We start from the raw sequence: 14,211 nt of genomic DNA, 5'->3' as shown, positions 1-14,211 counted from the left end.
CGTGGGTCCCGCCGTGCGTCCCGCGCGGAGCTTCCGCGCCGCGCGGGTCTAGCCGGTGCCGGTGGCGCCCGTGCCGCCCGCGGCGGGCGCGGTCCCACCGGTGCCACCGGCTCCGCCGGTCCCACCCGTTCCCGGGTCGGTCGGCGCGACGGTCGGGGCGGGTGTCTGGGCGGGCGGCGCGGTCGGCACCGGCGTCTGCGCGGGCGGCGCCTCGTTCTCGGGCGGGGCCTGGGTGCCGCCACCGGTGCCGTCGGTCGACGACGGGGGCGGCGCGGCGGACGTCGGGGCGGGCGTGGCGGTGCCCGGAGCGACGCCGCTCGGGGTGGGCGTCGGCTTCTCGCGGCCGTTGCCGCCGTCGGCCTTCGGGAGCGGGTCGATCTTGAGCAGCGACATCATGAACGACTTCCAGATGCCGGCCGGGAAGGTGCCGCCGGCGACCGGCTCACCCTGGAACTCGGTCTCCATCGGCTTGAACTTGTCGGGGTAGCCGACCCAGACGGCGACCGTGTACTCCTTGGTCCAGCCGACGAACCACGCGTCGCCGTAGGACTCGGTCGTGCCCGTCTTGCCCGCGACCATCACGCCCGGGATCTGGGCGCGCGTCGCGCTGCCCTCCTTGACGACGTTCGTCAGGATCTGCTGGACCTGGGAGGCGATGTGCGGCTTGAGCACGCGCGTGCGCTCGCGCTTGTTCACCATCCGCTTGCCGTTCTCGTTCTTGACGACCTTGGCCTTCTTGCCCTTGCCCTGTTCGATCTTCTCGATGCCGACGGGGCCGGGGACCGGCAGGCTCCGCTTGCTCTGGCCGGGGGACAGGCTGCCGGTGACGAGCAGGCCGCCGGTGGCGAACGTCTCGTAGGCGTGGGCCATGTCCAGCGGCGTGACGCCCCGGCGCAGGCCGCCGAGGGCGCTCGCGAGGTTCGTGGACACCGAGGTGCGGACACCCATCTCGCGCGCGAGCCGCGCGACCTTCTTCATCCCCACCTTCTTCGCCACCTGGACGAAGACGGCGTTGTCGGAGAACGTGGTCGCGTTCGCGAGCGTGGTCACGCCCGCGTAGGCGTCGTCGTAGTTGTTGACGGTGAAGCGCTCACCACCCTTGAGGATGTAGGTGAGCTTCTTCGACTCCCACGTCGAACCTGGGCTGATGCCGCGGTTGAGCGCCTCGGCGAGCACGAACGGCTTGAACGACGAGCCGGGCTGGCGCTGGCCCTGGGTGGCCAGGTTGAACGGCTTCTCCGCGTAGTCGTCGCCGCCGACCATCGCCCGGACCATGCCGTCCTTGTTGGAGATGGCCACGAGCGACGCCCGCGGACCGTCCGGGTTCGGCAGCCAGTCCTTGATCGACTTCTCGGCGGCCCGCTGAAGCTTGGAGTCGATCGTCGTCGTGACCCGCAGACCGCCGTCGAACGCCTTCGCCGCGCCCTGCTGGCCGCCGCCGAGCTGGTCGACGACCTGCTGCTTGACCCAGGACGTGAAGTACGGGAACTCCGTGTCCTCCTTGGGGAAGGTCAGGTCGTACCGCGTCGGGATCGGCTGCCGCTTGCCCTCCTCGTACACGTCGCGCGGGATGTTCCCGAGCTCGTACATGCGCAGGAGGACCAGGTCACGGCGCTTCTGCGCGGCGACCGGGTGCGCCACCGGGTCGTATGCGCTGGGCGAGGCGACCACGCCGGCGATCAACGCCGCCTCGTGCGGCAGCAGCACCGCGGCGCAGTTGGGCTCGCACTTGTCGTGGTTGTACGCGAAGTACGTGCGCGCGGCCGACTCGACGCCGTACGCGCCGTTGCCGAAGTAGATCGTGTTCAGGTAGTTGCGGAGGATCCGGTCCTTCGACCACCGGCGCGTGAGCTGGTAGGCGAGCGCCGCCTCGCGCAGCTTCTGGAACACGGTGCGCTCGTTCTCCGCGGCGAGCTGGATCTTCACGTACTGCTGCGGGATGGTCGAGGCGCCCTGAACCGCCCGGCCCTCGGCCGTGTTCTGGAACGCCGCACGCAGGATGCCCCGCACGTCGACGCCCGAGTTCGTCCAGAAGCGCCGGTCCTCGATCGCGACCATCGCCTGCTTCATCACCGGCGCGATCTGCTCCTCCGACAGGTAGATCCGCCGGTCGTTGCCGGTGAGCGTCCCGATCTGCTCCCCGCGCTTGTCGAGCAGCACCGAAGGCTGCGCCGGCGCGTCCAGCGGCTCGAGCCGCGGAAGGTCCGCGGCGAGCGCCATGAACAGCCCGAACGCCGTCGAGATCGCCGCGAGGATCCCCAGGAAGAACAGGACGATCAGCACCCGCAGCTTGCGCACCCGGAAGCGCTTCTTGCGCCGCCGGCGGGGCCAGAACCGAAGTCGTCCGCCCTTGCCGCTACGCGTACGCGCGCGCTCACGCGGGAACTCAACGACCGACCCGTTCCCGTTGAGGTCGTCTGCCTCGCCCGGAGTGGTGGTGGTTCGCTCGCGATCGCTCATGACAGGGTGCTGGGTCCCCGACCTAGGACCGGAGACTCTGCCACGGATCAAGCCGAGGCGGGTGGCGGGCGGACCAAGCCCGGCCAGGTCGTTCGACTCTAGCATCGGCCTGGACGGAACCGTCCGCCTGCTGAGGCGCCGCCGGCGCCCCTTCCCTGGGGTGATCGGCCCCCGTGCCAGGGGGCTTGAACCGGGTTCCCCCGAACCGAGGAGCGCGCAACGGACGAACCCGTCGGCCGGGCGCCGGGACGGCCGTGACTCGGTGGGCACCAGCGATTGGGGGGCGAGCGGGCAGGCGCGGCGCCCGCCCACGGGCGCGCCGCGCGCGATCACGCACGCGAGGCGGCGCGAGCACGACGCGAGGCGGCGCGAGGCGGCGCGGGCACGATGCGAGGCGGCGTGGGCACGCAAGCGAGGCGGCGCGAGCTGCGCCGGTACGCCGGCGAGCTCCCCGGAGCTCGTCCTGGGTCGGCTCGGCCGCCACCGGCACGGCCGATCCCCACCTGCCGGCCGCCGCCGTCTGGCATCAGGCGCGGACCAGCTAGGGAGGCGTGCTGCTTCCGCGGCGCCTTGCCTCGGCTGTCTAGACGGGAAGCGCACCGTGTCCGAGCGACGTGGTCCCGCACACAGGCGCGTCCCCGCCGCCACCGACGCGCGATCGCTACGAAGCAAGCGCGCGGGGGGAGGGCGCCTACAGGACGTCCCCCGGGAACTGGCGCGAGCCGGACGGCCGCGCGACGCGCACACGCGGGGGCGCGCACACGATGGGGCGCTGCGGCACGCCGAGGGCGTCTGAGGGGCCTCGAAACGGGGCTCCTGAAAAATTTCTTCGGCGGCCCCTTGTAGGCCGGAGAGGCGCTGCTACTCTTCTGCGCCGCAGCGGGGTGAGGCAACGCCCTCCGGCCGACAGGACTGTGGTCCGGGAGGCGGGTACGCTAAACTCCACTGCCCCTTTGAAGCGCTAAGCTTCATAGGGCCGGAGCCGAAAGGCGCCGGGCGAGACGCGCTAAGCTTCTCGGCCCGGAGTCAAGAGGCGCCGGGCCTGAGGCGCTAAGCTTCAAGGCCTGGAGCCAAACGGCGCCGGACACGGAGCTGCTAGGCTCCAACATAGCGCAGCACTCGGCGGAATCCCCGCCGCAAGCGAGGCGCAGCGGTCTTTGAAAACTCAACAGCATGCACATTGATGGCTTCCTTAGTCATCGATTGTGTCCAGGTTTCGTTACTCCGACGCCCTGTAACCCAGGGTGGACGGAATAAGGAATCAAGTAGTAAGAAGTACCAGCAGTACTGAGCAGTAACCCTGTCAATCGCTCAGCCGGCCTCATGTGTACTGGTCGGCTCTCGTGTAGCGAGAGACACTCTTTGTGAAGTTCTTCACGGAGAGTTTGATCCTGGCTCAGGACGAACGCTGGCGGCGTGCTTAACACATGCAAGTGGAGCGACGAAGCGGACTTCGGTCCGTGGCAGAGCCGCGAACGGGTGAGTAACACGTGGGTAACCCACCCCAATGACCGGGACAACCCGAGGAAACTCGGGCTAATACCGGATGTTCTGTACTTTCGTAAGGAAGTCCAGCAAAGATAGCTTCGGCCTTCGCATTGGGACGGGCCCGCGGCCCATTAGCTTGTTGGTGAGGTAACGGCTTACCAAGGCGACGATGGGTAGCTGGTCTGAGAGGACGATCAGCCACACTGGGACTGAGACACGGCCCAGACTCCTACGGGAGGCAGCAGTGGGGAATCTTGCGCAATGGGCGAAAGCCTGACGCAGCAACGCCGCGTGGGGGAAGAAGGCCTTCGGGTTGTAAACCCCTTTCAGTTGGGACGAAGCTTCCAGTGTTAATAGCGCTGTGGAGTGACGGTACCTTCAGAAGAAGCCCCGGCTAACTACGTGCCAGCAGCCGCGGTAATACGTAGGGGGCAAGCGTTGTCCGGAATCATTGGGCGTAAAGCGCGTGTAGGCGGTCCGGTAAGTCCGCTGTGAAAGTCGGGGGCTCAACCCTCGGATGCCGGTGGATACTGTCGGGCTTGAGTACGGAAGAGGCGAGTGGAATTCCTGGTGTAGCGGTGAAATGCGCAGATATCAGGAGGAACACCAATTGCGAAGGCAGCTCGCTGGGACGTTACTGACGCTGAGACGCGAAAGCGTGGGGAGCAAACAGGATTAGATACCCTGGTAGTCCACGCTGTAAACGATGGGCACTAGGTGTGGGGGGTGTCGACTCCCTCCGTGCCGAAGCTAACGCATTAAGTGCCCCGCCTGGGGAGTACGGCCGCAAGGCTAAAACTCAAAGGAATTGACGGGGGCCCGCACAAGCAGCGGAGCATGTGGTTTAATTCGACGCAACGCGAAGAACCTTACCTGGGCTTGACATGTTCGTGACCTCCCTGGAAACAGGGCTTCCCTTCGGGGCACGATCACAGGTGGTGCATGGCTGTCGTCAGCTCGTGTCGTGAGATGTTGGGTTAAGTCCCGCAACGAGCGCAACCCCCGTCGCATGTTGCCAGCATTTAGTTGGGGACTCATGCGAGACTGCCGGTGACAAACCGGAGGAAGGTGGGGATGACGTCAAGTCATCATGCCCCTTATGTCCAGGGCTACACACGTGCTACATTGGCGCGTACAGAGGGCTGCGATACCGTGAGGTGGAGCGAATCCCTTAAAGCGCGTCTCGGTTCGGATTGTAGGCTGAAACCCGCCTACATGAAGGCGGAGTTGCTAGTAATCGCGGATCAGCATTGCCGCGGTGAATACGTTCCCGGGCCTTGTACACACCGCCCGTCACACCATGGAAGCAAGTAACACCCGAAGCCGGTGGCCTAACCCTTGTGGAGGGAGCCGTCGAAGGTGGGACTCGTGACTGGGGTGAAGTCGTAACAAGGTAGCCGTACCGGAAGGTGCGGCTGGATCACCTCCTTTCTAGGGAAGCTCCAGGACTTGGAGCGCCGGCGACAACCAGGTGGGCATACCGTCCGCCTCGAGTTTGACTCGGTACCTAACGTCGACCGGACCTGGCTCGAGCACTTAGCTCGGGCATGCTGTTGAGTTTTGAGAGACCGTCCGCCCAGTCCGGGCGACGCCTCGAAGCGGACCTTGAAAACTGCACAATCATGCCAACGAACACCGCCTTCACCGGCGGTGTGAACGGGTATCACCTGCAATTACGCAAGTAATTGCGGATCACCGTCAAGATAGGAAGGGCACATGGTGGATGCCTTGGCACCAGGAGTCGATGAAGGACGTGAACGGCTGCGATAAGCCGCGGTTAGGCGCTGAATAGCCAGTGACCCGCGGATCTCCGAATGGGGAAACCCAGCGCTGTTAGTACGGCGTTACCACCCGCTGAATATATAGGCGGGATGGGGGCAAGCCGGGGAACTGAAACATCTCAGTACCCGGAGGAAAGGAAATCAACCGAGACTCCCCGAGTAGTGGCGAGCGAAAGGGGAATAGCCCAAACCGGGCTGGTGTAAGCGCACACGCGTTGCCAGTTCGGGGTTGTAGGGCCTCTGTCCGAGAAGTGTGTTTCTCGGCGGGAGTTACCAAATCAGTCGATAGCGGAAGCGCGTGGAACCGCGCACCACAGAGGGCAATCGTCCCGTACGCGAAATCGAGCTGATCTCCCGATGAGGTACCTGAGTAGGTCCGCTCCCGTGAAACGCGGACTGAATCTGGGGGGACCACCCTCCAAGGCTAAGTACTCCCTGGTGACCGATAGCGGACAAGTACCGTGAGGGAAAGGTGAAAAGTACCCCGGAAGGGGAGTGAAATAGTACCTGAAACCGTGTGCCTACAAGCGGTCGGAGCAGACTTGTTCTGTGACGGCGTGCTTTTTGCATAACGAGCCGGCGAGTTACTCGTCTGCGGCAAGGTTAAGCGATGAGCGGAGCCGAAGCGAAAGCGAGTCCGAATAGGGCGATTTAGTCGTAGGCGGTAGACCCGAAACTGAGCGAGCTACCCATGGGCAGGTTGAAGCGCGGGTAAGACCGCGTGGAGGACCGAACCGACCTAGGTTGAAAACTGGGCGGATGACCTGTGGGTCGGAGTGAAAGGCTAATCAAGCTCAGAGATATCTGGTTCTCTCCGAAATATATTTAGGTATAGCCTCGGATAAATTCCGTGGCGGCCGTAGAGCACTGTTTGGTCTAGGGGGCCCACCAGCTTACCGAAATCAGGCAAACTCCGAAGACCGTCACGGCTACTCCGGGAGTCAGTTGCTGGGGGATAAACTTCAGCGTCAAGAGGGAAACAGCCCAGACCGACAGCTAAGGTCCCTAAGTTCTAGCTAAGTGGCAAACGATGTCCGGGTGCATAGACAACCAGGAGGTTGGCTTAGAGGCAGCCATCCTTGAAAGAGTGCGTAACAGCTCACTGGTCAAGTGTCCGGGCGCGGATAATGTAACGGGGCTCAAGCTAGACACCGAAGCTTCGGGTTCGACGTAAGTCGAGCGGTAGGAGAGCGTTCCCATGGCAGTGAAGCGGCGGGGGAACCCAGCCGTGGAGCCCTGGGAAGTGAGAATGCCGGCATGAGTAACGAAAGAGGAGTGAGAATCTCCTCCACCGATTTCCTAAGGATTCCTAAGTAAAGTTCGTCTGCTTAGGGTTAGTCGGGACCTAAGGCGAGGCCGAAAGGCGTAGTCGATGGACAACAGGTTGATATTCCTGTACCACGTCGCAATCATTTGACCGATGGGGGGACGGGGAAGGCTATGGGAACCCAGGCGACGGTAGTCCTGGGTCAAGCATGTAGGGGGAGCTCATGATAAATGCGGAGCTCCATAACCTGAGGTGCGATGACAGCTGGCTGTAAGCCGGCGAGTCCCGGACGCCATGCCTCCGAGAAAAGCCTCTAGGGAGATTGCACGTGCCCGTACCAAAACCGACACAGGTGGGAAAGTAGAGAATACTAAGGTGATCGAGATAACCATCGTTAAGGAACTCGGCAAAATCGCTCCGTAACTTCGGGATAAGGAGCGCCCTAGTAGGGTGAAGCACCTCGCGTGCGGAGCCCGAGAGGGCCGCAGTGAATAGGTTCAACCGACTGTTTACCAAAAACACAGGTCTCTGCTAAGTCGTAAGACGACGTATAGGGGCTGACGCCTGCCCGGTGCCGGAAGGTTACGTGGAGGTGTTAGGCGCAAGCCGAAGCACTGAAACTAAGCCCCGGTAAACGGCGGCGGTAACTATAACCGTCCTAAGGTAGCGAAATTCCTTGTCGGGTAAGTTCCGACCTGCACGAATGGCGTAACGAGTTGAACGCTGTCTCAACGATGGGCTCGGTGAAATTGCAGTCTCGGTGAAGATGCCGAGTACCCGCGGCTAGACGGAAAGACCCCGTGAACCTTTACTACAACCTGGTATTGGAGTGCGGTGCATCTCGCTCAGGATAGGAGGGAGGCTTTGAAGCATTGGCTGCGGCTGATGTGGAGCCAACCTTGAGATACCTCCCTTGATGTATTGTGCTTCTAACACTGCGCCGTTATCCGGGCAGTGAACAGTGCCAGGCGGGTAGTTTGACTGGGGCGGTCGCCTCCCAAAATGTAACGGAGGCGCGCAAAGGTTCCCTCAGTACGGTTGGAAATCGTACGCAGAGTGCAAAAGCAGCAAGGGAGCTTGACTGTGAGACCGACAGGTCGAGCAGGTGCGAAAGCAGGCTTTAGTGATCCGGCGGTAGCAAGTGGAAGTGCCGTCGCTCAACGGATAAAAGGTACTCCGGGGATAACAGGCTTATCGAGTCCAAGAGTCCACATCGACGACTCGGTTTGGCACCTCGATGTCGGCTCGTCGCATCCTGGGGCTGAAGTAGGTCCCAAGGGTTGGGCTGTTCGCCCATTAAAGCGGTACGCGAGCTGGGTTCAGAACGTCGTGAGACAGTTCGGTCCCTATCTGCCGTGGGCGTTGGAGAATTGAGAGGATTCGTCCCTAGTACGAGAGGACCGGGATGAACGCACCTCTGGTGTATCTGTTGTCCTGCCAAGGGCACCGCAGGTTAGCTACGTGCGGACCAGATAACCGCTGAAGGCATCTAAGCGGGAAGCTGACCTCGAGATGAATTCTCCCACCTCCTCGAGAGGGTAAGAACCCTGGTAGACCACCAGGTTGATAGGCCGGATGTGGAAGAGCGGTAACGCTCGTAGCAGACCGGTACTAATGGTTCGAGGGCTTGACGGATATATTTTCCGTGATGCCCGTCGTTGGCAGGATTGTGCAGCTTTGAAGGCCCGCTTGAGGCGAGGTCTTGACAAATTTCTGGTGGCTATTGCGCGGGGGAAATACCTCTTCCCATTCCGAACAGAGCAGTCAAGCCCCGTAGCGCCGATGGTACTTGACCTGAAAGGGTCTGGGAGAGTAGGTCGCCGCCAGTTCTTGAATAAGCAGTACGACGAGCCGCCCAGTGGGCGGCTCTTTGTCGTTCTATGGCGTATACCGAGCTGATCACGACCGAGCGCCTGGTGCTCCGCCGTTGGCACGCGCCGACGCACACGCCGGCGCTCGCCGCGCTCAACGCGCTGCCCGAAGCGGTGCGGTTCCTCAATGCCGGGGTGCCGTTCACGCCCGAGGAGTCCGCTGGACAATCCGCCCGGTTCGCCGCCCACTGGGACCGCTACGGCTTCGGGCTGTGGGCGGTGGAGGTCGCCGGCGCGTGCGTGGGGTTCACCGGGCTATGCCACCCGCTGTGGTTCCCGGCGTACGCGTCTGAAGTGGAGATCGGGCGGCGGCTGCACCCGTCCGCCTGGGGTCGCGGGTTCGCGACCGAGGCCGGGCGGCTCGCGCTGGAATGCGGATTCGCGGAGCTCGGACTCGAGCGCGTCATCGCGTGCATCGACCCCGACAACCGGTCGTCGATCGCCGTCGCGGACCGTCTGGGGCTCGCGCGCGGGGAAACCGTCCCTGAGCCCAGCGGTCCGGGGCAGCTGGTGATCTACTCGATCGGCGCCGGTACGTCCTCCGACAAACCGGAACGCGCCACGGCGTCGGGTTAAACGACAAAGGGGACGGCCGAAACGGCCGTCCCCTTTGCGGTGCTGCGCTGTATCGGTTGGGCTACCGGACGGTCACGACCCGCGTCGCGGCGGCCACTGTGACCTTGTAGCGCCCTGCGGCGAGCTTCGCGCTCGCCGTCCAACCGCTTCCGGCCACCTTCACGCGGAGCGCCTTGCTCTTGCTCGCCTTGCCGACACGCGCGACCGTCACGCGGATCGGGCTCGCACACGTCGTCGCTCCCTTCAGGACGAGCGTGCGGGCCTTGACGGTCGCCGACTTGAGCGTCGGCGAGCACGCCGCCGGCTTCGCCACGGCACCGGTCGTCGCGGGCGCGGACGCCGGGGCACCGAGCTCAGTGGCCGTCGCCCTGGTGCCGCCGGTCGCCGCGGCCGCCGTCTTCACGGTCGCCGCCGGCGCGGGCGCCGTGGTGGGCGGGATGTCGGCGAGCTTGTCGGTGTAGACGGCCGAGCCGCCCACGGCCTCCTGGAAGCGGACGTCGGAGAGCTGGATCGATCCGGTGGCGGGCTTGCCCAGCTCGCCGAACTTGAGCTCGAGCTTGCGGACGTTGGCGAGGTCGACGCCCTGAGCGGCGAAGTCCTGCAGCGGCACGCGGATCGCGTTGAGCACGACGTGCGTCCGGGCCGTGGTCGACCCGGTCGTCTGATGCAGCGCGTTGCCGTAGCGCGGCGAGCCGGCCGCGACGGTGCCCGTGTTCCCGTTCTTGTCGACGAGGACGATCGAGAAGTCCTGCGTCGTGAGCGCCGGGTTCCACACGGCGTCGCCGGTGCGCGGCGGGTTGCGGGTGTCGAAGAAGTTCACGCCCGCGCCCAGGGTGAGCGTCTTGAACCCGCGCACGTCGCCCGACGCGGCGGGAATCCGCGTCGCGATCGACGCCGGCTGCTCCCACGCGAGCGCGAGCTGCATCCCGTAAGAGTGGTTGACCGGCGCGTTCTCGCGGGTGCCGCTCTGGCCGCCGAGCGCGCTGGCCGCCGGCAGCGGGCAGCCCTTGGTCGCGGTCGGAAGCCCGGAGAAGCCCAACGAGGACGGCGTGAAGTAGATCGGCTCCGGGTTGCACCAGTCGAATCCGCCCGCGGTGGTCGGCGGGATCGGGCTGATGCCGCTACCGGCCTGGTAGGGGTTCGCGAAGCCACTGCCCGTGATCGCCGTTCCGACCGCGCTGACCGTGAGCGGGGTGTCCGTCTCCGGGCGCAGCACGTCACGCCGGGCCGCCGGCTCGGCGAAGTAGGTGACCATGTTGCGCTCGGCGCACGGGATCCGCGTCCCGGACGGCGACGTCGGGCACGCGGAGACGGGGATCTGCGGCGAGACGCCGTCCTCGCCGAGCTCGCCCGTCATGTATGGGTCGAACGCGACGTCGCCACCGACGTACCGGCGGAAGAACGACCCCATGAGCGCGAGGCCGGCCTTCTCCTGGTCGCCCATCAGCGCCGGGTCGCCCGAGCCGCGCGTGGCCGCGGTGTACGTGCCGCCGCTGAGCCGGATGTTGTTCGGCTGCGACGTGCCACAGGCGGTGTCGGTGCCGGTCGCGTCGTCGCCGTCGGCGAACCACACCGAGTTGAACCAGTTGTGGTTGACGCCGAGCATCGACACCTGGATCCGCGGGAAGGGGTCGCCCGGGGCGATGTACTGGCTGCGCTCGAACATGCGGGCGCCCTGGAGGTTCGTGACGTCGCCCTCGCAGTAGCCGAACATCGTCATGTAGGGAACGCCGTACGGCGCGCGGCGCTCGTAGTCCACCGGGGCGAGCGCGATCACGCCGCGCAGGTTGTACTTGCGGCCCGGTGCAGGACGCGTGCGGTTGTAGTCGATGAAGCTGCTGACCGCGTCGCCGCCGCGCGAGTGGCCCATCAGGCCGACGCGCGAGAAGTCCAGCTTGCCGACGAGCGCACCGCCGATGTTCGCGTTGTCGCCCATCGGGATCGGTGCGACGTTCGCGTCCCACAGCTTGTCCAGCATCGCCGCGATGATGATCCGGCGCTGATGCATGCCGCGGGCGGTGCCGTCCTGGTAGTACATCAGCTGGTCCTGGTCGATCGACGCGACCGTGTAGCCCCAGCTCGCGAGGTTCTCGCCCAGATAGGCGTAGCCGCGGTCGTTGCGCTTGAACGCGGTGCAGTTCGGCGCCGAGCCGGTGTCGCAGCTCGAGTGGTTGCCGTGCACCAGGACGATCACGGGTGACCCGCTGGCGCGGTTGGCCGGGTAGTAGATCGAGCCGCGCAGCTGGACCGTCGCGGCGGCGGCGGTGCCCGTGGTGGCCCCGCCGGCGGCGTTCGGCTCCTGCAGGTCCACCGTGCCGATCTTCAGCGGGTCGAGGGTCGTGACGGTGTAGGGCCCGCGGTCGAGCGGGTCGGGCGGTGCGGCCAGCGATGTCGCCGGCGCGAGCACCGCCAAGAAGAGCGCAAGCGCGAGGGCCTTAAGGGCAGGGGTCACCAGTTCTCCGTGCGGTCGATTCATGGGTGCGTCCGTGCTCGCACGGCAGCGTGGCCGTGCGCGGCGAAGCGGCGAGATCGTACGTCCGGAGGTGGGGCCGGTTGTGTGGACCACCGGTAGAAAGGTGACGGGTCAACGACCGACTGAATTCACATAACAACAGGACCAGGGGGCCACGTAGATTGCGGCCGCTGCAACCGCGCGCCACTGATGGCTGCGCGGTCATCTCTCACTGACAAAGGTCCTTCCGAACACATGAGACGAGTCCCTGTTGTCGTGGCCGCCGCGGTGTTCGCGGCGCTCGCCCCGACCAGTGCCTACGCGTCGACCTGGACGGTCGACGATGACAAGGCCGACTGCCCGAACGCCGCCTTCACCTCGATCCAGGCAGCGGTCAACCAGGCTGCGCCGTGGGACACCGTCGTGATCTGCGCCGGCGCGTACTACGAGCAGTCCGTGCCGGCCTCGGGCAACAACTCGCCGAGCCAGACGGGATCGCGCAACGGGCTGACGATCACCAAGCCGCTCACCATCAAGGGCGCCGGCGCGGACAAGGTCACGATCCGCCCGGCCGCGGCGCTCGGCGCCTCCCTCGCGGGGACGGCGCCGTACCTGCGCGACGGCGGCGGCAACGTCGTGACGATCTCGCGCCAGTCCGGCGGCTCGTCCGACGACAACGAGAACTTCCTGGACCTGTCAGGCGTGACGATCGAATCCCCGGACGCCTACGCGGAGGCCGCCGTCGCGTTCTTCAACACGAGCGGCCGGATCGCCAACAGCCGGATCGGGACGATCAAGGCCGACGGCGGCCCGTACAGCTACGGGCTCGTCATGACCAACTCGCTCCAGGGCGCCGAGGCCGGCATCCGGCGCGAGGTGACGATCGAGAAGAGCCTGGTCAACGGCACCGTGCTGTTCGACGACGCGCGCGGCGCGGACGGTGCCGCGACCACGACGACCCGCTCGGGCATCAAGGCCTACGGCAACGTCGTCGGCTCGCGGATCCAGGGATCGGTCGGCTACACGTACGGGCAGCGCGGCGCGATCTCCGGCAGCGAGATCACCGGCCAGGTCGTCCTCACCGACGCCGAGACCGGCGCGGACCCGAGCAACCCGATCGTGCGCGGCTTCTCGGCGACCGGCTCGAGCCTGCTCGGCGGGCTCACCAACACGGGCACGACGGCGGCGCTCGTGACCGGCAACTACTGGGGTACGAGCACGACGACGGGCCCGGTGGAGAGCGGGACACCGCTGCCGCAGGCGCCGGCGCCGCTGAGCGTGCCCGCCGTCACCGTCGACGCGGCGCCGACCGGCGCGATCGTCGACCCGTACGGCCCGACCACGGTCGCCTGGGACGAGACCATCTCCCCGGTCGTGGTCGCCGCCGACGACTTCGGCGTCAAGTCGGTCGCGCTGAGCGCGAACGGCGTGCCGGTCGCGACGCTCGGGACGGCGCCGTACGAGTTCGAGTACCGGCCCGCGTACGCGCACATCGGCAAGCACGTCGTGCTGACGGCGACGATCACCGACTCCGCGGGGCAGAGCAGCGTCGTCTCGACCGAGCTCGACGTTCCGGCGGTCACCACGACCACGACCGGCACGGTCACGGGCTCGGTGCCGGCGACGCTCGCGCTCAGCCTCGGCACCCCGCCGACGTTCGGCGCGTTCACGCCGGGCTTCGCGCAGGACTACACCGCCAAGAGCGACGTCACCGTGCTCTCGACCGCGGGCGAGGCGACGCTCAGCGTCGTCGACCCGAGCGCGACCGCGCCCGGCCACCTGGTGAACGGCAGCTTCACGCTCCCGCAGCCGCTCAGCGCCCGGGCCGTCAACGCCGCGAACACCGGCAACCCGTTCGGCACGGTCTCCGGCACGACGTTGAAACTGCTCACCTACGGCGCACCGGTGAGCGGCGACAAGGTCACGCTCGAGTTCAAGCAGCCGATCGCCGCCGGCGACGCCCTCCGCACCGGCACCTACGCCAAGACGCTGACCTACACGCTTTCCACGGACCAGCCGTAGCCGCGGCGAGCGCTTAAACGCAGAAGGCCGCCCATCGGGCGGCCTTCTCTGCGTTCTGGACGTCCGTGCGGACTAGGTCCAGGTGGCGCGGGCCTCGGCGATCGTCGGCAGGAGCACCGGGACGAAGAGGACTGCAGAGGTGAGGGCGACCTTGATGTTCTTCATGCCGCGCATCTTCGGCAGCGGCAGCAAAGCATCGGCAAAGGCTCGGCAAAGCCCGCCCATCACCCGCGTTACCCCTTCTATCGGCACGTCCCCGCGAGACCTTTAGCGATTCGCGGAAAGACTTCTCGC

The 14,211-nt window shown here is 65.8% G+C and carries 4 protein-coding genes and 3 rRNA genes; 5 read left to right on the top strand and 2 right to left on the bottom strand.

The window, feature by feature from the left end; translation table 11 throughout:
- Positions 1-48 precede the first annotated feature (48 nt).
- Positions 49-2,460, bottom strand: coding sequence for a transglycosylase domain-containing protein (locus C8N24_RS28230; RefSeq protein ID WP_170179483.1), 2,412 nt, complete (start codon positions 2,458-2,460; stop codon positions 49-51).
- Positions 2,461-3,833: 1,373 nt separating this feature from the next.
- Here C8N24_RS28230 and C8N24_RS28225 point away from each other — a divergent pair.
- The 4 genes from C8N24_RS28225 (at position 3,834) to C8N24_RS28210 (ending at position 9,443) form a co-directional block, all read left to right on the top strand.
- Positions 3,834-5,379: ribosomal RNA gene (locus C8N24_RS28225) — 16S ribosomal RNA — on the top strand.
- A gap of 265 nt (positions 5,380-5,644) precedes the next feature.
- A 23S ribosomal RNA gene (locus tag C8N24_RS28220) occupies positions 5,645-8,631 on the top strand.
- A gap of 77 nt (positions 8,632-8,708) precedes the next feature.
- Positions 8,709-8,825, top strand: a 5S ribosomal RNA gene (gene rrf, locus C8N24_RS28215).
- Together the 16S, 23S and 5S rRNA genes form the textbook arrangement of a ribosomal RNA operon.
- 51 nt (positions 8,826-8,876) lie before the next feature.
- Positions 8,877-9,443 carry a GNAT family N-acetyltransferase gene (locus C8N24_RS28210; protein WP_121256452.1) on the top strand — a complete coding sequence of 189 codons (567 nt, stop codon included), beginning with the start codon at positions 8,877-8,879 and terminating at the stop codon, positions 9,441-9,443.
- Positions 9,444-9,504: 61 nt separating this feature from the next.
- On the opposite strand, the gene C8N24_RS28205 is transcribed toward C8N24_RS28210, so the two are convergent.
- Positions 9,505-11,895: an alpha/beta hydrolase gene (locus tag C8N24_RS28205; RefSeq protein ID WP_245971996.1), complete on the bottom strand. Its 2,391-nt coding sequence runs from the start codon at positions 11,893-11,895 to the stop codon at positions 9,505-9,507.
- 255 nt (positions 11,896-12,150) lie between these two features.
- Between C8N24_RS28205 and C8N24_RS28200 the strand changes: the two genes are divergently transcribed.
- A complete protein-coding gene (locus C8N24_RS28200; protein ID WP_147448022.1) occupies positions 12,151-13,917 on the top strand; it encodes an Ig-like domain-containing protein in 1,767 nt (588 codons plus the stop codon).
- Positions 13,918-14,211: the final 294 nt, after the last annotated feature.

The sequence above is a fragment of the Solirubrobacter pauli genome (genome assembly GCF_003633755.1).
GTDB lineage: Bacteria > Actinomycetota > Thermoleophilia > Solirubrobacterales > Solirubrobacteraceae > Solirubrobacter > Solirubrobacter pauli.
Note: the sequence above shows the minus strand (reverse complement) of the source record. Positions and strands in the feature narration are given on the sequence as shown.